Below are 25,951 nucleotides of genomic sequence, written 5' to 3'. Positions count from 1 at the left end.
TGGGCACCACCGGTGACCCTACCCGCGCGGGTGCGGCGGGCGTCCCCGTCCGGACGGTCCGTCCGGGTGACCCCACCCGGACGGAAGGCGGCCACGGCCGATCGCGATACTGGACGTATGAAGCTCAGCCGCCCCGTCTCCTGGTTCCTGCTCGCTTTCGGGGTGTGGAGCTGGTTCATCTGGGTCACCTTCGTCAAGAACCTGTGGGAGGACGGCAGCGGACTCGCGTTCGACGACGCCGGTGATCCGACGGCCTACTTCTGGGTTCACCTGCTGCTCGCTGTCACATCCCTGATCCTGGGGACGGCCGTGGGAGCCATCGGGTTGCGTGGGGTTCGCGCTCTGCGGCGTGAAGAATAGGGGAGCTTTCTGTGCTGGCCGTCGTCGTACTGGTAGTGATCGCGGTGGTAGCCCTGTTGGCGGGGGTCCACTGGTATGTCTGGCGGCGGGTCGTACGGGACACCACGCGTGGCCCCGGTACGGCACGCCGGGTCGGCACGGTGGCGCTCGTCATCCTGCCCGTGCTCTCCGTGGGCGCGCTGGTCGCGAGACGCGCGGGAGTGCCGTTCTGGCTGGAACGCATACTTGCCTGGCCGGGCTATCTCTGGCTGGCCGTGCTGCTCTACCTGGTCCTGGCGCTGTTGGTGGGCGAGGCGGTACGGGCGATCTGGCTGAGGTGGGACCGGACGGCGAAGAGAACGGCGCGTTCCGGGCGCCCGGAGACCACCGCGACGGCGGCCCCGGTGACGAGCACCACCACGAGCACCATCACCGGTACCACCACGAGCACCACCACGAGCAGCGCCACGGGCGCGGACGCGGGCACGGCGCCGGTGGCAGCCCGGCCCGAGCCCGTGCCCGTCCCCGGCGCCGAGGAGCCGCGGGAGACCGCCGCCCGCCAGGACACCGACGCGGGCACCGCCTCGGCTTCCGGCACCTCCTCCGGCACCGCGAAGCCCGAGCCCGCGCCTGAGTCCGAGCCCGCGTCCGAGCCCGTCACGGAGATCGCCCCGGCACCCGGACCGGCCGCCGCCGAGCCCGCCCGGGCCGTGTCCCGCCGCCTGTTCGTCTCCCGGACGGTCGCCGCGGGCGCCGCTGCCGCCGCCCTCGGCACCGTCGGACACGGCGCCCACGGCGTCCTGCGCGGCCCCCGGCTGAAGCGTGTCACCGTCCCGCTCGCCAAGCTCCCCCGCTCCGCGCACGGTCTGCGGATCGCCGTCGTCAGCGACATCCACATCGGCCCCATCCTGGGGCGCGCCCACACCCAGCGGATCGTCGACACCATCAACGCGGCCCAGCCCGACCTCGTCGCCGTCGTCGGCGACATGGTCGACGGCACCGTCGCCGACCTCGGCCCGGCGGCCGAACCCCTCGCCCAGCTCCGCGCCCGCCACGGCTCCTTCTTCGTGACCGGCAACCACGAGTACTTCTCCGGCGCCGAACAGTGGGTGGAGCACGTCCGTGAACTGGGCCTCAAACCGCTGGAGAACGAGCGCGTCGAGATAGCGGGCGGCTTCGACCTCGCCGGGGTGAACGACGTCGAGGGCGAGTCCACCGGCCAGGGCCCGGACTTCGCGCGGGCGCTCGGCGACCGGGACCGCTCCCGGGCCGCCGTCCTCCTCGCCCATCAGCCCGTCGTGATCCACGACGCCGTCGAGCACGGCGTCGACCTCCAGCTCTCCGGCCACACCCACGGCGGCCAGCTCTGGCCAGGGAACTACCTCGCCGAGCTGGCCAACCCCACCGTGGCGGGCCTGGAGCGCTACGGGGACACCCAGCTCTACGTCAGCCGGGGCGCCGGGGCCTGGGGCCCGCCCGTCCGCGTCGGCGCCGAGTCGGACATCACCATCGTCCAGCTCGCCTCCCGCCAGGCATAGGGCGGACGGACGACGGCAGGGCCGGTCGCAGGCGTCGCCGAACGGGTCGAAGGCGCCGGTGAACGTTCAGACGCTGAGCGTACGGGCGTACCCGACCTGCGCCATGACCTGCTGGAAGACCTCCGGACCGTGCGCCGGGATCATCGTCGTGTGGTGCTTGCCCCCGCTCGCCACACTGACCTGGATATAGCCGCTGGTCTCCTTCTCCTTCATCAGCAGGAAGAAGAGCCCCACCAGACAGGCGAGGGAGAAGACCACCGCGAGAACGATGGCGTAGGTCGGGATCTTCTCACTGGTCCGGGAGAGATCCACCGCGTTCCAGACCGCGCCCTTGAGCGGCATGGTCCCCGCGGGGGTGATGATCTGATCGCCCACCACGGTGATGTCCCCGATCGTCACCGCCGGGCTCATCGGCGCCAGCGGCGCGGGCCCGTACCCGGCGACGGCCCCCGGCACCGGCGTCCCCGCGGGCTGCGTCGGCGTGTACCCGGGCTGCGTCGGCGCGTACCCGGGGTGCGCGGGAGGACCGGCGTGCGGATCTCCGTACCCCGGGCCCTGCTGCGGATACCCGTAGGGCTGTGGCGGCCCCCACTGGTACTCCGGCTCGCCCTCCGCCTGATAAGGATTCGGCTCGTTCATCCCCGTGTCCCCGCTTCCCGTGCCCGTGCTCCGGCCACCGGGCACGATCCTGCCAGGTCCGCCGTGCCCCGGTGAAGAGTCCTTGTGCTCAGGCGCCCCGGGCGCACAGGGCGGGGCCCCGATCCCGGAACGGAATCGGGGCCCCGGTGCCTCATGGCCGCGGTGCGCGCCCGCCGTCAGTAACGGCGGGTGATCAGCGCGCGCTTGACCTCCTGGATGGCCTTCGTGACCTCGATACCGCGCGGGCAGGCGTCCGTGCAGTTGAAGGTCGTACGGCAGCGCCAGACGCCGTCCTTGTCGTTCAGGATCTCCAGCCGCTGCTCACCGGCCTCGTCACGCGAGTCGAAGATGAAGCGGTGGGCGTTGACGATGGCCGCCGGGCCGAAGTACTGGCCGTCGTTCCAGAAGACCGGGCAGGACGTGGTGCAGGCCGCGCACAGGATGCACTTCGTGGTGTCGTCGAAGCGCTCGCGGTCCTCAGCGGTCTGGAGCCGCTCGCGGGTGGGCTCGTTCCCCTCGGTGACGAGGAACGGCATCACATCGCGGTACGCCTGGAAGAACGGCTCCATGTCCACGACGAGGTCCTTGAGGACCGTCAGGCCCTTGATGGCCTCGACCGTGATGGGCTTCTCCGGGTTGAGATCCTTGATCAGCGTCTTGCAGGCGAGCCTGTTCTTGCCGTTGATCCGCATCGCGTCGGAGCCGCAGATGCCATGGGCGCAGGAGCGGCGGAAGGTCAGCGTGCCGTCCTGGTCCCACTTGATCTTGTGGAGGCCGTCGAGGACCCGCTCCTTCGGGTCGATCTCCAGCTCGAAGTCCTCCCAGACCGCGTGCTCGGAGATCTCCGGGTTGAAGCGCCGGATCCGGAAGGTGACGGTGATGTACGGGGAGGCCGCGGCCTCGGCCTCGACCTTGTCCATGACAGGGGTAGCCATCAGTACTTACGCTCCATCGGCTGGTAGCGGGTCTGGACGACCGGCTTGTAGTCGAGACGGACGGTCTCGGAGCCGTCGTCGCCGACCTCGCGGTACGCCATGGTGTGGCGCATGAAGTTGACGTCGTCGCGGTTCGGGTAGTCCTCGCGGTAGTGACCGCCGCGGGACTCCTTGCGGGCCAGCGCGGAGACGGCCATGACCTCGGCCAGCTCCAGCAGGTTGCCCAGCTCGATGGCCTCCAGCAGGTCCGTGTTGAACCGCTTGCCCTTGTCCTGGATCGCCACGTTCCGGTAGCGCTCGCGCAGCTCCGCGATCTTCTCGACCGCGGTCTTGATCGTCTGCTCGGTGCGGAAGACCATGACATTGGCGTCCATGGTCTCCTGGAGCTCGCGGCGGATGTCCGCCACGCGCTCGCCGCCCTCGGACTCCCGCAGGTCCTCCACCGTCTTCACGACGAGCGAGGCGGGGTCCTCCGGCAGCTCGACCCACTCGGCCGTGGCGGAGTACTCCGCGGCGGCGATGCCCGCGCGGCGGCCGAAGACATTGATGTCCAGCAGCGAGTTGGTGCCCAGCCGGTTGGCGCCGTGCACGGAGACACAGGCGACCTCACCGGCGGCGTACAGACCCGGCACGACGGTGGTGTTGTCGGACAGCACCTCACCCTCGACATTGGTCGGGATGCCGCCCATGGCGTAGTGCGCGGTCGGCTGGATCGGAATCGGGTCCGTGTAGGGCTCGATGCCGAGGTAGGTCCGCGCGAACTCGGTGATGTCCGGGAGCTTGGCGTCGAGCTGCTCCGGCGGCAGGTGGGTCAGGTCCAGGTAGACGTGGTCGCCCTCGGGACCGCAGCCGCGGCCCTCGCGGATCTCCGTGTAGATGGAGCGGGAGACGACGTCGCGCGAGGCGAGGTCCTTCATGACGGGCGCGTACTTCTCCATGAAGCGCTCGCCGTCCTTGTTGCGCAGGATGCCGCCCTCACCGCGGGCGCCCTCCGTGAGCAGGATGCCCATGCGCCAGATGCCCGTCGGGTGGAACTGGAAGAACTCCATGTCCTCCAGCGGCAGGCCGCGCCGGTAGCAGGCCGCCTGGCCGTCACCGGTGAGGGTGTGCGCGTTGGAGGTCACCTTGAAGAACTTGCCGGTGCCGCCGGAGGCGTAGATCACGGCCTTCGCCTGGAAGACATGGATCTCGCCGGTGGCCAGCTCGTACGCGACCACACCGGCCGAGTGCTTGACGCCGTCGACCTCGGTGATGAGCTGGTCCAGGACGTAGAACTCGTTGAAGAACTCCACGCCCTCCTTGACGCAGTTCTGATACAGCGTCTGGAGGATCATATGACCGGTGCGGTCGGCGGCGTAGCAGGAGCGGCGGACCGGGGCCTCGCCGTGGTTGCGCGAGTGCCCGCCGAAGCGGCGCTGGTCGATGGTGCCGTTCGGGGTCCGGTTGAACGGCAGGCCCATCTTCTCCAGGTCGAGGACGGCGTCGATGGCCTCCTTCGCCAGGATCTCGGCGGCGTCCTGGTCGACCAGGTAGTCACCGCCCTTGACCGTGTCGAAGGTGTGCCACTCCCAGTTGTCCTCCTCCACATTGGCGAGCGCGGCGGCCATGCCGCCCTGCGCGGCGCCCGTGTGGGAGCGGGTGGGGTAGAGCTTCGTCAGCACGGCGGTGCGGCTGCGCTTCGTCGCCTCGATGGCGGCGCGCATGCCTGCGCCACCGGCGCCGACGATGACGGTGTCGTACTTGTGGATCTTCATGAGTGGAGTTACCTCAGCCCCGTGCCTAGCGGATGTTCGGGTCGAAGGTGAAGATCACCAGCGTGCCCAGAAGGATGGTGAACACCGTGGCGGTGTACAGCAGGCCCTTGAGCCACAGACGCGTGTTCGGCCGCTCGGCGTAGTCGTTGATGACCGTGCGCAGACCATTGGCGCCGTGCAGCATGGCGAGCCACAGCATCAGCAGATCCCAGACCTGCCAGAACGGCGAGGCCCAGCGGCCCGCGACAAACGCGAAGCCGATCTTGGACACACCGCCGTCCAGCACCAGCTGGATGATCAGGTGGCCGATGACCAGGACGACCAGGACCACGCCGGACAGGCGCATGAAGAGCCACGCGGCCATCTCGAAGTTGCCGCGGGTGGAGCGCGGGGTCCTGCCCGTGCGCTTGCGCGGGGCCTCGATGACCGGAGCCGGGTTGTCGACGTCGTAGACGGGCGCACTCTCGACGGAGCCGATGGCGGAAGAGGTGTCAGCAGACATGTCCGGACTCAGCTCCCGAAGACTTCGCGTGCGGCGTGGCCGAGGACGGGGTAGAGAGCGCCCGCCATCAGCACGATCCAGATGCCCATGACGGTCCACAGCATCTGCTTCTGGTATCGGGGGCCCTTGGACCAGAAGTCCACGGCGATGACGCGGAGACCGTTGAGCGCGTGGAAGAGGACGGCGGCGACGAGGCCGTACTCCAGCAGCGCGACGATCGGCGTCTTGTAGACGGCTACGACCTTGTCGTAGTCCTCGGGGGAGACACGGACGAGAGCGGTGTCCAGCACATGCACGAACAGGAAGAAGAAGATGAGGACGCCGGTGACTCGATGAGCCACCCAGGACCACATTCCTTCCCGGCCGCGGTACAGCGTTCCAGCCGGCACGGAAGAACCCTCCGGGAGCGGGGACTGGGGCCTGCCGGCTTCGGTGGTCGGTCTGGCCCGGCCGGGTACGGTCCACCGGCCCCGGCCATCGTAGCGACGACTTGTCGGTTCGTTCGCGCCGGGTCCTCAGGTGTGATCAAACAGGCAATCAAAGAGCCACGGACGGGCTATCGGCGCTGGTGCCGGGTGGTGCGAGGGCCCCGGGGAGACCCCTTCCGCACCGGCATCGACGATCAAGACGGGACAGGATCTGGGGAATCATCCGAGATATGTGCGAATACGCATCAAGCAGGGTTTATTTATGAAGATGGTTACGAGTAGCGCGTAAGGGTGAGTAAATCCGCCAAATGGGGTGAACTGCTGCGGTGACTCGCCGCACGGTCGGAGGGGTGCGGCCACAGGCTTCGGCGGCGATGGCGCCGCCCGTTCCGGAGGTGTTCAATCTCCCCAGGCCGCGACGGGCGGGCGGGGATTCCGCTCAGCGCGCCGTCCACGGCCTGGCTCGGTACTTCGGCGGATGTGTACGGAAATCTGGCAGGAGGTGGCGGAGTGATACGCCATGGTGGGCGAATCCGGTCGGCCGCGGGCACGGCGGTGGCCCTGACGGCCGTCCTCTCCCTGACGCTGAGCGGCTGCGGCGACGGCGCAGCGGACGGGTCGGGGGAGTCCTCGGGGACCGGTGGTGTCGACCGGGCCTCCGTGGGATCGGCAGAACGTTCGGCAACCCCGGGGCCGGCGAGCCCTTCACCCTCTCGGGTGTATCCGCTCTCGAAGCCTCCCGCGACCATCCCCGCCGTGCGGAGCCATACGGCGGCCCGGGGCCCCGGCTGGCGGCCCGCCCCCGGCGCGGGCGTGGCGCTCGCCCCCGGCTCCGAGGAGCTGGCCGACGAGGCGAGGCTGCTCGCCCGGGAGCTGAAGCTCGACTACCGGGGGACCGCCGCCGCCCGCGGGGGCGATGTGGAACTCGTCCTCGATCCGGACGCCGCCACCGGGCCCGCTCCCGCGGCCCCCGCCGGAGCGGTCGGCCCCGAGTCCTACACCCTCACCACCGCGGACAACCGGGTCCGCGTCGTGGCCCCCGCCGAGGCCGGGGTCTTCTACGGCACCCGCACCCTCAAGCAGGCCGTCCGCTCCGGCGGGGCGATGCCCGAGGGCGTCGTGCGCGACGGCCCCGACCGGCCGCAGCGCGGACTGATGGTCGACACCGCGCGGAAGTTCTTCGACGGGGCCTGGATCGAGGCCCGGCTGCGCGAGGCGGCCGACCTCAAGATCAACCAGTTCGGACTGCACTTCTCCGACGACCAGGGCTTCCGGATCGAGTCCGACACCCACCCCGGGATCGTCTCCCGGCAGCATCTGACCAAGGCCGAGGTCCGGCGGATCGTCGCCCTCGCCGACTCGCTCCACATCACCGTGATCCCCGAGATCGACTCGCCGGGCCACCTCGGCGCGGTCCTCGCGAAGTACCCCGGCCTCCAGCTCAAGGACGTGACGGGCCGGGCGGTGCCGGGCGCGGTCGACATCGGGAACCCGGCGGCCGGGGAGCTGGTGGACGAACTGCTGCGGGAGTACGCGGAGCTGTTCCCCGGCGCGTACTGGCATCTCGGCGGGGACGAGTACCAGGCGCTGACCCGGCGGGACCCGGAGGCGTCCTTCCCGGCCCTCGCGGCCCGCGCGCGCGAGGAGTACGGGCCGGACGGCCGGATCAAGGACCTCGCCACCGCGTGGGTCAACGAGCGGGCGAAGGCGCTGCGCCCCGGGGGGCGCACCCTCAAGGCGTGGAACGACGGCTACTTCCGGGGCGGCGAGACCGCTGTCGACCAGGACATCCAGGTCGAGTACTGGACGGGCAAGGAGATCGGCGCCCGCCCTCCGGTGGAGTATCTGGCCGAGGGGCGTCCGGTGGTCAATCTCAACGACGAGTACCTCTATTACGTGCTCGGCGAGCCCAACGACTTCGACTACCCCACCGGACGGCGCATCTACGAGCAGTGGACCCCGCTGGTGCTGCGGGGCACCGAGCCGGTCCCGGCCCGGTACTCGCGGCAGATCCTGGGCGGACGGTTCGCCGTCTGGTGCGACTTCTCCCGGGCGCAGACCCCCGAGCAGATCGCCCGGGGCATCGCGCTGCCGCTGCGGGCGACGGCGCAGAAGCTCTGGGACCCGCGCACACCGTCCCGGAGCTGGCAGGAGTTCCGGACGCTGGCCCAGCGGCTGGGCTGAGCGCCGGGACGAGGCCCGGCCGGTGCCGGGCGGGGGCCGGGCGGGCCGGGGCGCGGGATGGCGGCGCGGGCCCGCTCGGGGGTGTGCGGGCCCGCGCCGCCGCTGCCCGCCGCCCCGGGCGAAGGCGGCGTCCCGGCGGTGCGCGTACACGCGCCCGCCAACACCGTTCTGTCCGCCCCGGCTTACGGGTGCGCCGAATCTAACAGATGAAGGTTTCATATGCCCCCGGTCCATGCCGACCTGGGGGATATCCCCGTAGGGTGCGCCGGTGATGGACACAACCGCTCAGCTCCGGACAACCCATGGCGGCGGGGGTGTGGACGGGGTACTTTGCGCCAAGCGGCCCGAAACCGTGCCGCGAGGGGAGGCGTCAGTGACGTCGAAGTGCCTGAGGGAACTGATCGCGGAGGCGGACGAGCGGAGTCTCGCCGCCAGCGGGCTCGCCTGTCTGGAACGGTGTCTGCCGCTGTCCGCCGCGGACGTGGACGCGCTGCGCCCGCTCTGGGCCGGGCTGGCCCGGGGGGCGGCGGCCTGGCCCGTCTCGCTGGCCTCGGCGTCCGAGGCGCTGGCGGTGGCCGCCGTCCGGGAGCCGGCGGCCCTGGACCCGGCCGCTTCGCTCGTCCGCCAGATGCTGGACGCGGCCCCCTCCGTCTGGGAGACCGAACCGCTCCGGGAGTGGGCCGACGACTGCTCGGTGGCCGCGCTCGAACTCCACCACCGCTTCGACGCGGGCCCCGGGCGCGGGGAGCCCGCCGCCGCCGATGTGGTGGAGGTCCTCAAGGGCTGCCGCGAGGGCGCGCCCGCCGGGGCGGGCCCGCTGGTCGCGGGGGAGTTGCGGCGCCAGGTCCGGGTGTTGGAGATCCTGGCCGCGGGCGAGGGCGGCGCCGGGCTCCGCCAGGTGCTGGGGGTCTCCACCGAGGGGCGGCGGGTACTGCGCGCGGTGGTCTCCCGGCAGGCCCGCGTACGCGGCTGAGGACGGAACCCGCCGTACCGGAACGATCGGGCCCGGAAACGGGCGGCAACCGGATCGACCCGGCCCGGAAACGGGTACCACTCCATCACCCGGGTGATATCCGCTCGCATCCGGGGGCGGACGGGGGAGTTCGGTGCATAGGGTGCGCGCGTGGCCGGGGGTGTTCGTACGGCGCCGTGGACGCGGTGCCGCTGGTGCGGTGCCGTGGGTGCCGCATGCCCCGGGGCGGGTGCCGGCGGGAGGGCGGCCGGAGGATCGGATGAGGGACGACGGCCGTGGCCGCCACCCCCCACAGGAGAGACCCCGGCCGTCGTCCGACGGGTGCGCTGTGCGTCCCCGTACTCCACTCAGCGCCGGGCAAGCGATTTCTGTCACACCCACCGGCCCGCCATATTGTTGCAAGTTGTACAAGTCATGGACGCGGCTGTTGGAACGCCGTAGCGTGCAGGTTCGCGTCCCGGTGGCGCGGGCAGTGGTGACCAGCTGCGATTCGGAACAGGTTGAGGTAGTGCTGGGGGACGACGCGGAGCTGACGGCCGCGGTGCTCGCGGCGCAGCACGGGGACGAGAGCGCCTTCCGTACTGTGTACCGCGCGGTGCATCCGCGTCTGCTCGGCTATGTGAGGACGCTGGTCGGCGAACCGGACGCGGAGGACGTGACCTCCGAGGCATGGCTCCAGATCGCCCGTGACCTGGACGGCTTCAGCGGGGACGCGGACCGGTTCCGCGGCTGGACCGCGCGGATAGCCCGGAACCGGGCGCTCGATCACATACGGATGCGGGGCCGCCGTCCGGCGGTCGGCGGCGACGAGACCGAACTGACCGGGAGGCCCGCCCCGTCGGACACTGCCGACGAGGCGATGGAGGCCCTGGCCACCGGCAGCACCATGGCGCTCATCGCCCGGCTGCCGCAGGACCAGGCCGAGGCCGTGGTGCTGCGGGTCGTGGTCGGCCTCGACGCCAAGAGCGCCGCCCGCACCCTGGGGAAGCGGCCCGGGGCCGTCCGGACCGCCGCCCACCGAGGGCTGAAGAAGCTGGCCGAGCTGCTGGACGCGGAGCCCCCGGGGGCTCGGGGCGGCGGGGAGCCGCCGGTGGGCCACGGGGCGCGGGACCGGCCCGAGTACGCGGATCCGGCCGGAAGAGCGTACGGTGCGGACGGCGTCGGCGGGAGCGACGGGCGACGCTCCGCACGGGTACCGGACGCCCCCCACGACTGCGGTGCGGACCTGAACGGCATGCCTCCGCAGCGCGTGTCACGGCCCGGCGCCGGCGCACCCGCCGGTGTGACGCGTACAGGGCTGCGGACGCAGAAGGACATGTGATGGCCGACGACGGGCACGACTGGCTGGATGAGGACACGGCCGAACGGCTGTTGCGCGGCGAGGCGTTCGACGGCCCCGGTGGTTCCGGCGGCCCGGTCGGCACCGGCCGCGCCGGGGCGCACCGGTTGAACGAGGCGCTGTCCGGGGTCCGCCGGGCGCGGGACGCCATTCCCGCGGGGGACGGCGGGGAGCTGCCGGGCGAGGAGGCCGCGCTCACCGCCTTCCGGGCGGCCCGCGCCGAGGGCGCGGGGGGCACCGCGCCGGCCGCGCGCGCGGCCGGGGAGACGGGGACGAGTCTCGGTGTCGTCCGGCTGGACCGGGCGGGGCGCCCGGCGCGCCGACGGAGGCTGGCCCGGCCCGCGCGCTCCGGTGTGATCGCGCTGGTCGCCGGTTTCGCCTTCAGCGGGGTCGCGGTGGCGACGGGCACGGGGCTGCTGCCCTCGCCGTTCAAGGAGACCCAGGCGGGTGCCACGGTCCGCGGGGCCGGGGTACCGGAACCGCTCGGCACCCAGGTGCCGAAGGGGCCCGGAACCGCCGACCCCGGTCAGCGTTCCCCCCGGGGACCCTCGTTCGCCGACGACGAGGCGTCCGACGGGCCGGGAGCGGAGGCCGGGGCGGACGGCGGCACGGGCGGTGCCCCGGAGGACGGCACGGGCGCGCCCCGGCACGGGGGCGGACCCGAGGAGGCCCGGGGCCTGGGCGAGGGCCGGTACGGCGACGGGCACCACAGCGGGGAGCGGCACCCCCGGCTGCGCGAGGCGTGCCGGGACCACCGGGACGGGAGCCTGAAGGGGAAGCGGTCCGAGCGGCTGAGCCGGATCGCGGGCGGGCCCGATCGGGTCGACGACTTCTGCGACACGGTGCTGCGCGACCGCGAACCCGAACCCGAGCGTGAACGGGAACCCGAGCGTGAACGGGAGCGTGAACGGGAGGACGAGGGCAAACGCGGCAACGCGGGCAAGGGCGGGGACCGGCGGCCGGGGAACCAGGGCGGGAACGGCCAGGGCCAGAGCCATCAGGGCGGCCAGGGAAACCGGGGGAATCAGGGGAGCCAGAACGGTCAGGGGCAGGGCTGGGGCGCGGGCCGTCCGGACCGCGGACCCGGCGGGTCCGGTTCGGCGGGCGGGTCGTCCCGCCCCGAACAGCCACGCCCGGACCGGCCGCAGAAAGGCCGCCCCGGCCAGGGCTCATCGGGCAACCCCGGACAGCAGGGGCAGGGGCAGGGGCAGTCCGGCAAGGCCCGGGGCCATGGCGTCGACGGCCAGGACGGCGCGGCGGACCGGGACCCGTCGCACCGCGTCCCCGGCAGTGGCGCACCGGGCGTGGCGGCCGACGGGAACCGGGTGGAGCCGACCGGTGCCGCCACCACGGCGAGCGGCGGCGGCACCGCCGACGCGGCGCACGAGCGGCAGCAGCCGGGCGCCGCGCCCCCGCGGCCTGCCCGGGTCCCCCGGCCCGACCCCGGGCCCGTCGCCGACGCGGCGAGCGCCGAGGGCGCCGGGGGTGTCGCACGGGCCGGGAGCGGCACCGGCGGCTGAGGGCGTCCGGTCGGTCCGGGGACAGGAGTGCCGCGCCGCATGAGCGGATGCCGCCGGGCGCCGCGTCCCTGCGGCCTGCCCGGGGCCCCGGCAGGCCCCCCCGGGACCGTCGTTGACGCGGCGAGCGCCGGGGAGGGTGGTCGTGGGTGGTCTTGGGCGCGGTGGCGGGTGCCGGGGCATTGGACGGGCCGGGCGCAGTGGTGGTGTGGCGCTGCCGGTGGTGCCATACGGGCCGGGGCGGTGGGTGGCCGTCCGGTCGGTCCGGGCCCGGTGGCGGGTGCTGGGGCATCGTTCGGGCCGGGGACCGTCGTTGACGCGGTGGGTGCCGGGGAGGGTGGTCTTGGGCGCGGTGGCGGGTGCCGGGGCATCGGACGGGCCGGGCGCAGTGGTGGTGCACCGCTGCCGGGTGGTGCCGCTCCCGGGTCGGGCGCGGCGGCGGCTGAGGGCGTCCGGACGGGCCGGGCACGGCACCGGCGCGGAGGTGCCGGGGCATCGGATCGTCCCGGCGCAGCGGCGGTGGCCCGGTGAGCGCCGGGGGTGCCGGGCGGGTCGGGGACAGCGGCGGGTGAGGACGCGGAGGTTGGTGCCCCCGCTGCCGCCCCCGCCTCAGCACCCCGTTGACCAGCTCATTTCCGGTTCGTTCCGACAGGTGTGACGTTTCTCGGGCGGCAGACGCAGTAGTAGGTGAGCCGACTGGTCATCGGCGGCGCCAGAAGCCGGGGTTCCCCCCGTACCTACGGCTTGGCGCATCGGCGCGGGCGGGACTCGTTCCCCCGGTCCCGCCCGCGCCACTTCTTCCGTCCCGCTGTCCGCGCGCCGCGCGTTCACCAGTGGACGACGACCTTGTCGCCGGTGCGGACCTCAGCGAACAGCGCGGCGACCGCCGACCTGTTCCGGACGTTGACACAGCCGTGCGAGGCCCCGTTGTACCCCTGGGCGGCGAAATCGGCCGAATAGTGCACCGCTTGGCCGCCGCTGAAGAACATCGCGTACGGCATCGGGGTGTCGTACAGCGTCGAGACATGGTGCCGCGACTTCCAGAAGACGCTGAAGACGCCCTCGCGGGTGGGGGTGTACTCCGCGCCGAACCGCACATCCATGGTGGAGCGGACCGTTCCGTCGACCACCCAGGAGAGGGAGCGCGTGGTCTTGCTGATGCACAGCACCCGGCCGTTGAGACAGCGGGGATCGAGCCGGGGGCGCGGCTTGTGTGCCGCCTTGACCGGGTCCTTCCTCGTGCCGGACAGCTCCTCGGCGGTCGGCGCCGTCGTCATGCCGCGCAGCTTGCGCCAGGTGGTGGTGTCCGTCAGACCGGTGACGGACAGACCGCGCTTGCCCTGGAAGCCCCGGACGGCGTCGGCGGTGAGCCGCCCGTAGAACCCGGTCGGCGCGGAGCCGAACCAGCCGATCTGCGCCAGCCGGGCCTGGAGTTCACGGACCCGGGGGCCCTGCGCGCCCCGGCTCATCACAACGGTGGCCTGCCCGGCGGCGGGAATCGTGTCCGTGCTCCGCGCCGGGCGCTCCGGCGCCCTTTGCGTCCGTGCCTTCTGCGCCTGCTGTTCCTTCGGCGTTGTCCGCGTCCGCTGTGCGTCCGCCGCCCTCCGCTCGGGCCGTACGGCCGGGGAGTGCGCGGTGTCCGTCGACTTCCGCGGCCCCGGCACCCGCTCCGCCGTCGGGGCGCCGCCCCCGGTGTCCCCGTCGCCGTGCGCGGAGGCCGGCCGGTCGGCCGCCTCGGCCGTGCAGCCGGTGACCGCCGTCAGCACCGCGAGCGCGGCCACCGACCGCCGCACCCCGGCCCCGGACATCCCCGCGCTCCGTGCGTTCCGTGCGTTCCGGACCGTGCGCGTGCTCCGTGTCATACCGTCGCCCCCTGATTCCGTCCGCTGCCCCGGGCGGGCCGACCGCCCCGCCCCGCGACGGGGCCGCCCCGCCCTGCCCGGTCGCGCATTCCCGCGCATTATGGGGAAGAAATCCCGGAGCGGAAACAGGGGAGGCCGAAAATGACACGCCGATCCGAGTCGGGGCAGCCCATCGAACCGGTATACGACCAGAATGCGCTGACGGACTGGGACCCCGCCGGGAAACTGGGCGCACCCGGTGCGTACCCGTTCACCCGCGGCGTGTACCCCACCATGTACACGGGGCGCCCCTGGACCATGCGCCAGTACGCGGGATTCGGCACCGCCGCCGAGTCCAACGCCCGCTATCGGCGGCTGATCGAGCACGGCACCACCGGGCTCTCCGTCGCCTTCGACCTGCCGACCCAGATGGGCCACGACTCCGACGCGCCCCTCGCCCACGGGGAGGTCGGGCGCGTGGGCGTCGCGATCGACTCGATCGAGGACATGCGGGTGCTCTTCGACGGAATTCCGCTGGACCGGGTCTCCACCTCGATGACGATCAACGCCCCGGCGGCGCCGCTGCTCCTGCTCCACCAGCTCGTCGCCGAGGAACAGGGCGCGGCGCCCGCCCGGCTCACCGGGACCGTCCAGAACGACATCCTCAAGGAATACATCGCGCGCGGTACCTATATCTTTCCGCCGCGCCCTTCCCTGCGGCTGGTCGCGGACATCTTCCGTTACTGCCGTACCGAACTCCCCCAGTGGAACACCATCTCGATCTCCGGCTATCACATGGCGGAGGCCGGGGCGACCCCGGCGCAGGAGATCGCGTTCACCCTGGCCAATGGTGTGGAGTACGTACGGACCGCGCTGGCCGCCGGAATGCGGGTGGATGAATTCGCGCCGAGGTTGTCCTTCTTTTTCGTCGCCCGTACCACCCTGCTCGAAGAAATCGCGAAATTCCGGGCGGCCCGCCGTATCTGGGCCCGGCTGATGCGCGAGGAGTTCGGGGCCCGCGAGCCCAGGTCGCTGATGCTGCGCTTCCACACCCAGACGGCGGGGGTGCAGCTCACCGCCCAGCAGCCCGAGGTCAATCTGGTGCGCGTGGCCCTCCAGGGGCTCGGCGCCGTCCTCGGCGGGACGCAGTCGCTGCACACGAACGCGTTCGACGAGGCCATCGCGCTCCCCACCGAGCGCGCCGCCCGGCTCGCGCTGCGGACGCAGCAGGTGCTCGCGTACGAGACGGATGTGACCGCCACCGTCGACCCCTTCGCCGGTTCGTACGCGATGGAGTCGCTGACCGACGGTATCGAGGGCGCGGTGCTGGCCCTGATGGAACGGATCGAGGAGCGGGGCGGCGCGGTGCGCGCCATCGAGGAGGGCTTCCAGAAGGGCGAGATCGAGCGGAGCGCCTACCGGATCGCCCGGGAGACCGAGTCCGGCGAACGGGTCGTCGTGGGCGTCAACCGTTTCACCGTGGACGAGGAGGAGCCGTACGAGCCGCTCCGCGTCGACCCCGGGATCGAGGCCCGGCAGACGGAGCGGCTGGCCGCGCTGCGCGCCGGACGGGACGGCGCGGCCGTCGCCGGGGCGCTCGGGGAACTGCGCGCGGCGGCGCGGGGCACGGCGAACGTCCTGCCCCCGATGAAGGAGGCGCTGCGGGCGCGCGCCACGGTCGGCGAGGTGTGCGGGGCGCTGCGCGAGGAGTGGGGCGAGTATGTGCCCGACGAACGGCTCTGAGCGGTCGCCCGCCCGGTCCACGGCCATGGATCTGCCCAGGGACTTCTGCCCCTACGGCGTGGTCGCACTCCTGTGCGAGACTCCCTCCCATGCTCGGCGTCACGGATCTTCCCACCTATCTCGCGGGCCTCGTGCTGATCATTCTGCTGCCGGGGCCGAACTCGCTCTACGTCCTCTCGGTCGCCGCCCGCCGGGGTGTGCGGCAGGGGTACACCGCAGCCGCCGGGGTGTTCCTCGGCGACACGGTGCTGATGGTGCTGGCCGCCGCGGGCGCCGCCTCGCTGCTCCAGACCAACGCGCTGCTGTTCGGCGCTGTGAAACTCCTGGGCGCGGGCTATCTGACCTGGATGGCGATCGGCATGCTGCGGGCCGCCTGGGCGATGTGGCGCACCCGGCGCGAGCAGGGGTCCGATACCGGGTCCGCCGCCGGGGCGGAGTCCGGGCCGGGCGAGCGCCCGTTCCGCAGGGCGCTCGTGATCAGCCTGCTCAACCCCAAGGCGATCCTGTTCCTGCTCGCCTTCTTCGTCCAGTTCGTCGATCCGGCGTACCCCTATCCCGCGCTCTCCTTCCTGCTGCTCGGCGGCTGTCTGCAACTGGGGAGCTTCCTCTATCTGAGCGGGCTGATATTCACCGGCACCCGGCTGGCCGACGCCTTCCGCCGCCGCCGGGCGCTGTCGGCGGGGGCGACCTCGGCGGCGGGCGCGCTCTTCCTCGGTTTCGCGGTGAAGCTCTCGCTCAGCAGCGCGTGACCGGCTCGGTGGCCGCTCTCCCGGCCGCCGCTGCGGGCGGCGGGCCGTCGAGAGATGCTGGAGGGAGCCGGGAGCCGTGCCCCGGCGGCGGTGTGCCGTGCGGGCGCGGGTGAGGAGGTGCGGCGGCCATGGCGACACGGATAAGGGAATGGACGGTCGGGCTCCAGCTCGTCGAGGAGGACGGCACGACCACGGCACGGGCGGTGCTCGACACGGGCACGGCGACCCTGACCGGCCGGGGCGCCGCCCACTGCAACCCCCAGGACGTCGACATTCCGCAGATCGGCGAGGAGCTGGCGGCGGGGCGCGCGATGCGGGACCTGTCCGGGCGGCTGATGCGGGCCGCCGATCACGATCTGGAGGCGGTGGGCGCGGGCCCGGCGCCGCGCCCGGTGCAGACGCCGCTGTTCGGGTGGCCGCCGGAGTCCTGCTGACGCCTGCGGCGGTGTTGGCGCCGGGGCCCTGCTGACTCCTGTGGCTGTGTTGGCGCCGGGGCCGTGCTGACGTCCGGGGTTGTGCGTGGTGCCGGAGCCGTGTCGATGCCTGCCGCCGTGTTGGCGCCGGGGCCCTGCCCGACTCCTGTAGCCGTGCTGGCACCGGGCCCTGCTGTCGTCTGCTGCCGTGCTGACGCCTGTGGACGTGCTGGCACCGGAGCCGTGCTGACGCCGGGTTGTGTGCGGCGCCGGAGCCCTGCTGACGCCTGCCATCGCGCTGACGTCCGGGGCCCTGCCGACTCCTGTGGCCGTGCCGATGCCTGCCGCCGTGCTGACGCCGGAGTCCTGCTGGCGCCTGCCGCTGTGTTGGCGCCGGAGCCGTGCTGGCGCCGGGTTGTGCGTGGCGCCGGAGCCGTGCCGATGCCTGCCACCCTGCTGACGCCGGGGCCCTGCCGACTCCTGTGGCCGTGCTGATGCCTGCCGCCGCGCTGACGTCCGGGGTTGTGCGTGGTGCCGGAGCCGTGCCGATGCCTGCCGCCGTGCTGACGCCGGAGTCCTGCTGGCGCCTGCCGCCGTGCTGACGCCGGAGCCCTACTGACGCCTGCCACCGCGCTGACGCCGGGGCCCTGCCGACTCCTGTGGCCGTGCCGACGCCGGGGGCCGTGCGGCGCCGGAATCGCGCCGCCGCCCGGTCCTCCCGGGGCGTCCCGCTCGCTCGCCCGCGGCCGGTCGGCCGGTGGCTCAGGCGTCGCCGCGAACGCCCTCCGGGGCGCCCTCCTGAGGGTCGTCCTCCGGATACACCAGCCGGTCCACCACCTCGACCACACCCTCGACGCTCTCGCAGAGCCGGACGAAGACGGGGCGCACGCCCCGGCGCTCCACCGTGCCGCTGAGGGTCACCCGGCCGTCGGTGACGTCCACCGTCAGCGCGGAGGGTGGGAGTCCCAGGGTCTGGGTGAGGACGTCCTCCAGGATCTCCTCCTGGATCGCCCGGTCCCGGCGGAGGAAGAGCCGGAGCAGATCGCTGCGGCTCACCACCCCCGTCAGCCGCCCCTCGCCGTCGACCACCGGAAGCCGCTTGATCCGCTTCTCCTCCATCACCCGTGCCGCCCGCACCACGCTCCACTCCGGCTCGGCGACGATCGCGGGGCTCGTCATCAGCCCCTCGGCGGTCCCGGCGGTCGTCCGGGAGGTCTGCCGCCGCAGCAGATCCGCCTCGGACACCACCCCGACGGGACGCTCGTCCTCGTCGACCACCGGGACGGCGGTGATGCCGTACTCGTCCAGCAGTCGCGCGATCTCCTTGAACGCGGTCCCGCGCTGGACGCTCACGGCGACGGGGGTCATCAGATCGGCGACCCTGCGGTGCCTCATGGCTCGCCAGTCCCTTCCTCGGCTGCTGGTCGATGCGCGCCGGTCGAACGGTGTGCGCGGCGCGAACGGTGTGTACGCCGCGAACCGTGCGAACCGCGCGTACGGTGCCCACAGTGCCAAGCCTGCTCCGCGCAGAGGGGCCGTGCACAGGGACCTCGGTCCTTTTCCCGGCCCGTCCGGCCCGGACATCCCTCCGACTGTCGTTCGATGTCCAGACATTCTCGGGCGATAGCGGGCCATTCACCCCGATGGATCGGGCCATTTCCCTCCCTCTCGCCCCACTGTCATCCCTGCCGGGGGAAAGGCTCCTCCTTGTCCGCCGACCGCTGACATCCGAGAGGAACCGAACCCATGAACACACGCAGGAGCACCGCCACGGCCCTCAGCGCCCTCGCGCTGGTCACCGGCCTGGTCACCGGCCTGGGGACCGGGATGGCGGCGGCCGGGGACCAGGAGCCGGCCACCGTGTCCGTACCGCTGCGGCCCCTGACCGCCGACGACTCGGGGAAGCGCGAGAAGGACCGGGGCGAGGCGGACCTGCTCCAGCCGCGCCGGGCCGAGACGCGCCGGGCCGTGAGAGGGGCCACCGGGGCGGACGACCGGGGCCGCGCGGCGGCCACGGACGACACGGGGAGCACGGACGACACGGGGAGCACGGAGGCGGCGGACTCCACGGACTCCGCCGCCTCCACGGACTCCGCGGAGGCGGCGACGGCCGACGACCGAACGGCTGCCAGGGCACGGGCCGGGGCACAGGCCCGGTGCTCGGTCACCGGCTCCCACCCCAACCGGACGGCCGGATACAGCTCGACGAGCACCCAGATCGTGCGCGAGGGGGCCCGGGGGAACGTCGTCCGGGAGATCCAGTGCCTCCTCGACTACTGGGGGATCTTCCCGCACGCCATCGACGGTGTCTTCGGACCGTTGACCAAGGACGCCGTGGTCGAGGCCCAGCGCCGCTGCCAGATCGCCCAGGACGGGATCGTCGGGCCGAACACCTGGTACTGCATCCGCTAGGAGGGAACCGGCGGCGGGCGGGCGGGCCGGGAACGCGATGGTTCCGGCCCGCCCCGGCCGTTCCGGAGCCCGTCAGCGCAGCGCCGCCCGCTTGAGGCGGCGCGCCCGGCGGACGACCTCCCGGACCGCCGCGTTCCGGGGCACCGGCACCCCGCCGGGCAGCCCGAGCGCGGTGAGCCGCCGCCGTTTGAAGTAGCGCGCGGTGCGCCCGTCCCCGGCCCGTTCGGCGAGGAACCGCTCGGCGCGCTCCCGCAGATCGGGCCGGAGCCGCGCCTGCATGGCGAAACCCACCGCCGCGACCAGTCCCGGCAGGTCCCCGTACGGAGGCTCGGCGCCGGTCCCGCCGTCCTCGGTCAGCTCCGGGACCACCGCGTCCACGATCGTCAGCGGAATCCGGTTGCTGTTCTCGTACGGGGTCAGCCGGTCGAGCAGCGGCCCGGTGCCCACACGGGCCACGGGCAGGCCGAAGAACGCGGACGCGGTCAGCAGCGCCGTGGAGAAACAGCCCACCACCAGCGCGGGCCGCAGCCGCAGGAACACCACCTCGGCGAGGACCGGCCGGTCCAGGACGGCCAGCTCCGCGCCCAGCGCCGCCGCCTCCCGCTCCAGGGCGCGGGTCCAGGCGGCCGGGGCGGTCGGATGGGGCTTGAAGACCAGCTTCCGGTGGCCCCGGGCGACGGCTCCCCGGACCATCCGCAGATGCAGCCCTTCCTCCTCCTCGGGGGTGAGGATGCCGAGGGCCGCCAGATACTGGCCCAGCAGCAGCGCGCCCCCGGCTCCGCCCCCGGCCCCGGGCCCTCCGGCCGGGCCGGTCGCGGACTCCGGCCCCGGCACCGTCTCCGCTGTCTCCGCTGTCTCCGCTGTCTCTGCCGTCTCCGTGCGCTCCGCCGTCCCGTCCGGCTCGGCGTCCGCCAACTCCCCGAAGACCCTCACCAGGGCGTCCGACGGCACCACCTCGGCCGCCGCCCCGAACTCCTCCAGGAGCAGCGGCCCGAGCCCCGGGACGAGATCCGGGTGCAGCACCCGGCGCACCCGTTCGCCCACCAGGGGGTCGATCCTGTTCCGGGTGGGCCCGTAACTCATCAGCCCGTCCGCGTACACGTCCAGCGGGGCGTCCGGGAAGAGGTGGGCGATCGTCAGCGCCGGGGTGACCTGGAGGGACTCCACGGCCAGCTCCACCCGGTCGTCCCCGAGGCCCCACAGCAGCCGCAGATACCGGTGCCACAGCGGCCGGTCGTCCACGCGCGGGCTCCAGCCGCCCGGGTGGAACGGGGCGACGGCCTCGTTCCAGGAGAGCACCCCGTCGAACCGGTCCCGCAGTCGCTCGAAGCCCGGCATGTCCGTCGGCGCGGGCGAGGTCTCCGGCGTCGTCGCGTTGTTGGCGACCAGCAGCAGTCGGCGGTCCGCCGGGCCGAAGGCCCCGCTGTCGATCGCCGCCGCGAGCGTGGCGATCCCGTACAGGGAGGAGGCGTAGCAGATCTGGGTGGTCCGCACGCTCCGCGGGGCGGATGCGCTCTGTGTGGTGGGTGTGGTGGTCATGCCGCGGCCTCCCCGCCGGTCAGCGGATGGCGGCGGCGCAGCCTGCGCAGCCGTGTGGCCCGCTCGGAGTCCATCGCGCCGAGGACGTCGTCCAGCACGTCCTGTGGCATCCGGCGCAGCGCCGCCCCGCTGAGCGTCCGCAGCTTCCGGGCCACCTCGGGCTCGAACTTCCCGATCGACCCCATATGGTGGGCGATCACCGCGCAATAGGTCCGCACCGCTTTGGGAAGCAGCAGAGCGGAATCCCGATCAGCCGCTGTCTCCGCCAATATCTGATCGAAGGCGCGAAGGAAATCGAGTTGCCGGACATCGCCTATCTGTGTCAGTGAGGAAGGGATTCCCCGCCGGTAGAAGATACCGAGACGGCTGATGACAGCAAAGGAATCCGCGTCCCGGTGCAGCCGCCAGATCCAGGGTCGGTCCTCCGCCGTGCGAAGCCCGTCGGTGAAGTGCAGCAGACCTCTCTCCAACAGTCTGCGGTGATACATTCCGGCCCACGCGTAGGGGTAGTCGACGGCGGTCGGGCGGTCGGCGGGCAGAATCGCCTCCCGCGGGTCGAGCACCACCCCGCGGCGGCCGACCGGCACCCGGCGCACCGTGCGCCCCCGGCCCGTGCACTGGACGTGGTCGGTGCGCACGAAGTCACAGCCGAGCTCCTCCAACGCGCTCAGCAGATGGGCGAAATGGCCTGGTGCCAGCCAGTCGTCCCCGTCGAGGAAGGTCAGGTGCTCGCCGCGCGCCGCCGCCAGTCCGGTATTGCGCGCGGTCGCCAGACCGCCGTTCTCCCGGTGCCGGATCAGCCGGGCGCCCGGGATCTCGCGCTCCGCCTTCTCCAGGATCTCCGGCGTCTCGTCCGTCGAACAGTCGTCGACCAAGAGGAATTCAAAGTCGTCCCGGGCGTTGAGCCGAAGACTTCGCAGGGTGTCGGGCGCATATGTCCGTACGTTGTAGAACGGCACGATGACGGAGAGCTTGACCACCCGGGTGACCCTAGGGGCGGCCTCCGGCATAGGCGCTTTCCGATGGGAGGACAGCAGGTGAACGAAGGGCAACGATCATGTTCCCGCCTGGTCGGGTCCCCTTCGTAGGCGTGCTGTTAACCCTTTGTTGCGGTCAAGTTGGGCCGCGAAGCGGAATCGATTTCTAGCGTCTTCGACGTGCCATCACCCATCAGCGGCGCCCCTCGTGTCGCCGTACTCGCCGATTCCGACACCCGGTGGAAATGGGGTGCGCTGACCGCGCGCCGCCTCGTCCCCGGCCCGGCCCGGCCGACCGGATACCTGCTGCGCGGCCGGGCCACGCCCACGCCCCGCCAACTCGCCGAGGTCGGCGCCGAGGCGAGCGCGCTGCACGAGGTGACCGGTACGGAGTTTCTGCGCACCGTCGCGGACGGCGGCTGCGACGTGGTCGTCCTCGCGCTGGTCGGCGGCGGTGTCCAGGCCATGCTGCACGGGCTCGCCGCCCTGCCCCCGGCCCGCCGCCCCGTCGTGGTCACCGGCTATGTCGGCGTCGTCTACGAGAAGCTGGCCGACGGGCTGCTGCTGCGCCACGGCGCGGATCTCGTGCTCGCCAACTCCCGGCAGGACGCCCGGCGCTTCCGGGAGGTGTACGAAGGGGTCGGAGCCGATCCCTCCGCCGTGGTCGAGGCCGCGCTGCCGTTCCTCGGCGGCGCGCCCTACCGGCCCGAGGAGGGGCGCGACACGCTGGTCTTCGCCGCCCAGCCCTCCGTCCCCGCGAGCCGCGCCGAACGCGCCTATGTACTGCGCCGGCTGATCGGGCACGCCCGGCTCCACCCGGGCCGTGAGGTGCTGCTCAAGCTCCGCTCGCGCCCCGGTGAGCACACCACTCACCTGGAGGAGTTCCCGTACCAGCGGCTCGCCGGGCAGGCCACCGGCCCGCTGCCGCCCAACCTCCGGCTGGTCCACGGGCACATGGGGGAGGTCCTGGACCGTACGGATCTGCTGGTCACCGTCTCGTCCACGGCGGCGCTCGAATCCCTGCACCGGTCCATTCCCACCGCCGTCCTCACCGACCTCGGGGTGCGCGAGCCCCACGGGAACCACCACTTCATCGGCTCCGGGCTGCTGACCTCGTTCGACGCGCTCGACAGCGGCCACCGCCCGGTACCCGATCCGCACTGGCTCGGGGAGCAGGGCGTGGCGACCGGGGGCGGGTACGAGACCGCTTTCGACGCGGCCCGGGGGCGGCTCGCGGCCCTGCTGGACGGGGGGCCGCTGCCGCCGATCAGGCCCTACTACACCCCCGCCACCGCGCCCGGCTATCTGCCCGGCATCCTCGCCCGGCACCGGCTCGCCCCCGACGGCACCCCGCTCGCGGGCGCGGAGCCGGGCCCCGGGGCGGCGGGAGGGGTGCGGCGGCTGGTGCGCGACGCCGTACGGGGGGCTGCCCGGGGCGCGTACCGGCAGGGCGTGCAGCGCGTCGCGCCCGCGATCCGGCGGATGGGCGAGCTGTGAGCCCGTCCCCGGGCCTGCCGCCCCCGGCCCCGGTCCCGGTCCTGGCCATGCCCCCGGCCGCGCCTCCGCTCCCGGGCCTGTCGCCCCCGGCCCCGCTGAAGACCGCACCGCACCCGCGCGCGGCCCGTCCACCCGCACCCCACACACCCGCACGGGCACAGGCACCTCACGCACCCGTACAGGCACCCGCACCTCACGCACCCGCGCACGCACCGATCAGCTCAGGAGACCAGCGGATGACCGTCCTCGCCGTGATCCCCGCCCGTGGCGGGTCCAAGGGCGTCCCGGGCAAGAACCTCGCCCCCGTGGGCGGTGTCCCGCTCGTGGTCCGGGCCGTCCGGGAGGCCCTGGCCGCCCCGCTGGTGACCGATGTCGCGGTCTCCACCGACGACCCGGGGATCGCCGCCGCCGCCCGGGCGGCGGGCGCGTGGGTCGTCGACCGGCCCGCCGGGCTTTCGGGGGACACGGCGAGCAGCGAGGCGGCGGTGCTGCACGCCCTTGACGCCTTCGGGGCGGCGCACGGGGCGCGGGTGCGGGCCGTCCTGCTGGTGCAGTGCACCAGCCCCTTCCTCACCCGGGAGGACATCCAGGGCGTGGCCGCCGCGGTGGTCCGGGACGGCGCCGACAGCGCGGTGACCGTGGCCCCCTTCCACGGCTTCGTCTGGCGCGAGGGCGCCGACCCCGGCCCGGACACCGACCCCGGCCCGGGGAAGGACACCGGCCCCGGCCCCGGCTTGGGCACCGCCTCCTCCGGCGTGGGCGTCAACCACGACGCGGCCGTGCGCCCCCGCCGCCAGGACCGGCCCCGGGACCACCTGGAGACCGGCGCCGCGTACGCCATGGACGCCGAGGGCTTCCGCGCCGCCCGGCACCGCTTCTTCGGCCGGACGGCGCTGGTCCGCACCGACCCCGCCCGGGTCCTGGAGATCGACGACCCGCACGACCTGGCCCGCGCCCGCGCCCTCGCCCCGCTGCTCGACACGGCGGCCCGGGGCACCGCTCTGCCCACCCGTGCGGACATCGACGCCGTCGTCCTCGACTTCGACGGCACCCAGACCGACGACCGCGCCTGGATCGACGCCGAGGGCCGGGAGACCGTCGCCGTCCACCGGGGCGACGGACTCGGCGTCGCCCGGCTGCGCGAGGCGGGCCTCGACCTGCTGATCCTCTCCACGGAGCGGAACCCGGTGGTCGCGGCCCGCGCCCTCAAACTGCGGATACCGGTCCTCCAGGGCATCGACCGCAAGGACCTCGCGCTCAGCCGCTGGTGCGAGGAACGGGGCATCGACCTCCGGCGGGTGCTCTACGCGGGCAACGACGTCAACGACCTGCCCTGCTTCTCCCTCGCGGGCTGGCCGGTCGCCGTCGCCGACGCGCATGGGCCGGTCCGGGCGGCGGCGCGCGCGGTCACGGCGGCCCCCGGCGGACACGGCGCCGTACGGGAGATCGCGAGCTGGCTCCTGGGCCCCGCCCTCACTCCCACCCCCGACTCCCCTCCCGACTCCGCTCCCTGCTCTCCTCCCTGCTCCGCGGACGGCCCCGCCGAACTCCTGTCGGCCGCCCCGCCCACCCGCTGACCCGTCCCCCCACCACACCTCCCCCTCGGCCGCGCCCCCTGACGGCCACCCCCTCACCGACGTAAGGAACCACCCCATGAGCACGTCCCGTCTGCGCACCCTCGGCACCAGGACCGCCGGGCCGGGCCGCCCCGTCTATGTCACGGGCGAGATCGGCATCAACCACAACGGCGATCTGGAGAACGCCTTCGCGCTCATCGACGCCGCCGCCGACGCGGGCTGCGACGCCGTCAAGTTCCAGAAGCGCACCCCGGAGATCTGCACCCCGCGCGACCAGTGGGACATCGAGCGCGACACCCCCTGGGGCCGGATGACCTACATCGACTACCGCCACCGTGTCGAGTTCGACGAGGAGGACTACCGCCGTATCGACGAGCACTGCGCCCGGCGCGGCATCGACTGGTTCGCCTCGCCGTGGGACACCGAGGCCGTCGCCTTCCTGGAGCGGTTCGACGTCCCCGCGCACAAGGTGGCCTCCGCCTCGCTCACCGACGACGAGCTGCTGCGCGCCCTGCGGGCCACCGGCAAGACGGTCATCCTCTCCACCGGGATGTCGACCCCGCGCCAGATCCGGCACGCGGTGGAGGTGCTCGGCAGCGACAACATCGTTCTGTGCCACGCCACCTCGACCTACCCGGCCCGCGCCGAGGAGCTGAACCTCAACGTCATCCGGACCCTCCAGGGCGAGTACCCGAACGTCCCGATCGGCTACTCCGGCCATGAGACCGGGCTCCAGACCACCCTCGCCGCCGTCGCCCTCGGCGCGGTCTTCGTCGAGCGGCACATCACGCTCGACCGCGCGATGTGGGGCTCCGACCAGGCGGCGTCCGTCGAACCGGGCGGACTGGCCCGGCTGGTGCGGGACATCCGCACCATCGAGACCGCCCTCGGCGACGGTGTGAAGCGGGTGTACGACTCCGAACTCGCCCCCATGCGCAAGCTCCGCCGGGTCACCGGCGTCGTCGCCGAGGCGGGCGACCGCGAGCCCGTGGCCGTCTGACGCCCCGTTCCACCCCGTTTCACCCCGTTTCACCCCGTTTCACCCGCCCCGGCGG

The 25,951-nt window shown here is 73.2% G+C and carries 22 protein-coding genes; 13 read left to right on the top strand and 9 right to left on the bottom strand.

The window, feature by feature from the left end:
* Positions 1 to 117: 117 nt before the first annotated feature.
* Both CRV15_RS09640 and CRV15_RS09635 read left to right on the top strand, forming a co-directional pair.
* Entirely contained in the window at positions 118 to 360 is a 243-nt protein-coding gene (locus tag CRV15_RS09640) for an SCO4848 family membrane protein (protein ID WP_009997358.1), read from the top strand.
* 11 nt (positions 361 to 371) lie between these two features.
* Complete coding sequence (locus CRV15_RS09635; protein WP_003961576.1) at positions 372 to 1,877, top strand: metallophosphoesterase; 1,506 nt, start codon at positions 372 to 374, stop codon at positions 1,875 to 1,877.
* 66 nt (positions 1,878 to 1,943) lie between these two features.
* On the opposite strand, the gene CRV15_RS09630 is transcribed toward CRV15_RS09635, so the two are convergent.
* From CRV15_RS09630 to sdhC, 5 genes are all read right to left on the bottom strand, one after another.
* Entirely contained in the window at positions 1,944 to 2,516 is a 573-nt protein-coding gene (locus tag CRV15_RS09630; RefSeq protein WP_003958944.1) for a hypothetical protein, read from the bottom strand.
* A gap of 176 nt (positions 2,517 to 2,692) precedes the next feature.
* A complete protein-coding gene (locus CRV15_RS09625) occupies positions 2,693 to 3,451 on the bottom strand; it encodes a succinate dehydrogenase iron-sulfur subunit (protein ID WP_003958943.1) in 759 nt (252 codons plus the stop codon).
* Positions 3,451 to 5,205: a succinate dehydrogenase flavoprotein subunit gene (gene sdhA, locus CRV15_RS09620; RefSeq protein ID WP_003958942.1), complete on the bottom strand. Its 1,755-nt coding sequence runs from the start codon at positions 5,203 to 5,205 to the stop codon at positions 3,451 to 3,453. Before sdhA ends, CRV15_RS09625 begins: the two co-directional genes overlap by 1 nt.
* A gap of 25 nt (positions 5,206 to 5,230) precedes the next feature.
* Complete coding sequence (locus CRV15_RS09615) at positions 5,231 to 5,707, bottom strand: succinate dehydrogenase hydrophobic membrane anchor subunit (protein ID WP_003958941.1); 477 nt, start codon at positions 5,705 to 5,707, stop codon at positions 5,231 to 5,233.
* An 8-nt stretch (positions 5,708 to 5,715) separates the two neighbouring features.
* Positions 5,716 to 6,096 carry a succinate dehydrogenase, cytochrome b556 subunit gene (gene sdhC, locus CRV15_RS09610; protein WP_003958940.1) on the bottom strand — a complete coding sequence of 127 codons (381 nt, stop codon included), beginning with the start codon at positions 6,094 to 6,096 and terminating at the stop codon, positions 5,716 to 5,718.
* 549 nt (positions 6,097 to 6,645) lie between these two features.
* Between sdhC and CRV15_RS09600 the strand changes: the two genes are divergently transcribed.
* From CRV15_RS09600 to CRV15_RS09585, 4 genes are all read left to right on the top strand, one after another.
* Positions 6,646 to 8,319 (top strand): beta-N-acetylhexosaminidase, encoded by a 1,674-nt coding sequence (locus CRV15_RS09600; protein ID WP_003961577.1) that lies wholly within the window; start codon positions 6,646 to 6,648, stop codon positions 8,317 to 8,319.
* Between the two features lie 373 nt (positions 8,320 to 8,692).
* On the top strand, positions 8,693 to 9,292 hold the full coding sequence (locus CRV15_RS09595; RefSeq protein ID WP_009997364.1) for a hypothetical protein: 600 nt from the start codon (positions 8,693 to 8,695) through the stop codon (positions 9,290 to 9,292).
* A 508-nt stretch (positions 9,293 to 9,800) separates the two neighbouring features.
* Positions 9,801 to 10,613 carry an RNA polymerase sigma factor gene (locus tag CRV15_RS09590; protein WP_009997365.1) on the top strand — a complete coding sequence of 271 codons (813 nt, stop codon included), beginning with the start codon at positions 9,801 to 9,803 and terminating at the stop codon, positions 10,611 to 10,613.
* Positions 10,613 to 12,151, top strand: a complete 1,539-nt coding sequence (locus CRV15_RS09585) for a hypothetical protein (RefSeq protein WP_003961580.1) — start codon at positions 10,613 to 10,615, stop codon at positions 12,149 to 12,151. Before CRV15_RS09590 ends, CRV15_RS09585 begins: the two co-directional genes overlap by 1 nt.
* 824 nt (positions 12,152 to 12,975) lie before the next feature.
* Here CRV15_RS09585 and CRV15_RS09580 read toward each other — a convergent pair.
* On the bottom strand, positions 12,976 to 13,956 hold the full coding sequence (locus CRV15_RS09580) for a L,D-transpeptidase family protein (protein WP_009997366.1): 981 nt from the start codon (positions 13,954 to 13,956) through the stop codon (positions 12,976 to 12,978).
* Positions 13,957 to 14,151: 195 nt separating this feature from the next.
* Here CRV15_RS09580 and CRV15_RS09575 point away from each other — a divergent pair, with 195 nt between their 5' ends.
* The 3 genes from CRV15_RS09575 to CRV15_RS09565 all read left to right on the top strand — a co-directional run bounded on the left by CRV15_RS09575 (position 14,152) and on the right by CRV15_RS09565 (position 16,915).
* A complete protein-coding gene (locus CRV15_RS09575) occupies positions 14,152 to 15,732 on the top strand; it encodes an acyl-CoA mutase large subunit family protein (RefSeq protein ID WP_003961583.1) in 1,581 nt (526 codons plus the stop codon).
* An 89-nt stretch (positions 15,733 to 15,821) separates the two neighbouring features.
* Positions 15,822 to 16,481: a leucine efflux protein LeuE gene (gene leuE / locus CRV15_RS09570; protein WP_003958922.1), complete on the top strand. Its 660-nt coding sequence runs from the start codon at positions 15,822 to 15,824 to the stop codon at positions 16,479 to 16,481.
* A gap of 128 nt (positions 16,482 to 16,609) precedes the next feature.
* Entirely contained in the window at positions 16,610 to 16,915 is a 306-nt protein-coding gene (locus CRV15_RS09565; RefSeq protein WP_003958921.1) for a DUF1876 domain-containing protein, read from the top strand.
* 741 nt (positions 16,916 to 17,656) lie between these two features.
* Here CRV15_RS09565 and CRV15_RS09555 read toward each other — a convergent pair.
* Positions 17,657 to 18,289: a CBS domain-containing protein gene (locus CRV15_RS09555; protein WP_003958919.1), complete on the bottom strand. Its 633-nt coding sequence runs from the start codon at positions 18,287 to 18,289 to the stop codon at positions 17,657 to 17,659.
* Between the two features lie 351 nt (positions 18,290 to 18,640).
* Here CRV15_RS09555 and CRV15_RS09550 point away from each other — a divergent pair, with 351 nt between their 5' ends.
* Positions 18,641 to 19,306 carry a peptidoglycan-binding domain-containing protein gene (locus CRV15_RS09550; protein WP_003958918.1) on the top strand — a complete coding sequence of 222 codons (666 nt, stop codon included), beginning with the start codon at positions 18,641 to 18,643 and terminating at the stop codon, positions 19,304 to 19,306.
* A 72-nt stretch (positions 19,307 to 19,378) separates the two neighbouring features.
* Here CRV15_RS09550 and CRV15_RS09545 read toward each other — a convergent pair whose 3' ends face one another.
* Together CRV15_RS09545 and CRV15_RS09540 are read right to left on the bottom strand one after the other, a co-directional pair.
* Positions 19,379 to 20,845: a polysialyltransferase family glycosyltransferase gene (locus CRV15_RS09545; protein WP_003961584.1), complete on the bottom strand. Its 1,467-nt coding sequence runs from the start codon at positions 20,843 to 20,845 to the stop codon at positions 19,379 to 19,381.
* Positions 20,842 to 21,825 (bottom strand): glycosyltransferase family 2 protein, encoded by a 984-nt coding sequence (locus tag CRV15_RS09540; protein ID WP_003958917.1) that lies wholly within the window; start codon positions 21,823 to 21,825, stop codon positions 20,842 to 20,844. The genes CRV15_RS09545 and CRV15_RS09540 overlap by 4 nt, the downstream gene beginning before the upstream one ends.
* A gap of 177 nt (positions 21,826 to 22,002) precedes the next feature.
* Here CRV15_RS09540 and CRV15_RS09535 point away from each other — a divergent pair, with 177 nt between their 5' ends.
* The 3 genes from CRV15_RS09535 to CRV15_RS09525 all read left to right on the top strand — a co-directional run bounded on the left by CRV15_RS09535 (position 22,003) and on the right by CRV15_RS09525 (position 25,896).
* Positions 22,003 to 23,319, top strand: a complete 1,317-nt coding sequence (locus CRV15_RS09535) for a DUF6716 putative glycosyltransferase (RefSeq protein ID WP_003961586.1) — start codon at positions 22,003 to 22,005, stop codon at positions 23,317 to 23,319.
* Positions 23,320 to 23,555: 236 nt separating this feature from the next.
* The gene (locus CRV15_RS09530; protein WP_003961587.1) at positions 23,556 to 24,896 is read left to right on the top strand and encodes an acylneuraminate cytidylyltransferase; all 1,341 of its coding nucleotides are present in this window, start codon (positions 23,556 to 23,558) and stop codon (positions 24,894 to 24,896) included.
* Positions 24,897 to 24,972: 76 nt separating this feature from the next.
* Positions 24,973 to 25,896 (top strand): N-acetylneuraminate synthase family protein, encoded by a 924-nt coding sequence (locus CRV15_RS09525; protein WP_003961588.1) that lies wholly within the window; start codon positions 24,973 to 24,975, stop codon positions 25,894 to 25,896.
* The last annotated feature ends 55 nt before the right edge of the window (positions 25,897 to 25,951 follow it).

The sequence above is a fragment of the Streptomyces clavuligerus genome (assembly GCF_005519465.1).
GTDB lineage: Bacteria > Actinomycetota > Actinomycetes > Streptomycetales > Streptomycetaceae > Streptomyces > Streptomyces clavuligerus.
The sequence above is the reverse complement of the archived record's forward strand: the minus strand, read 5'-3'. Positions and strand labels throughout refer to the sequence as shown.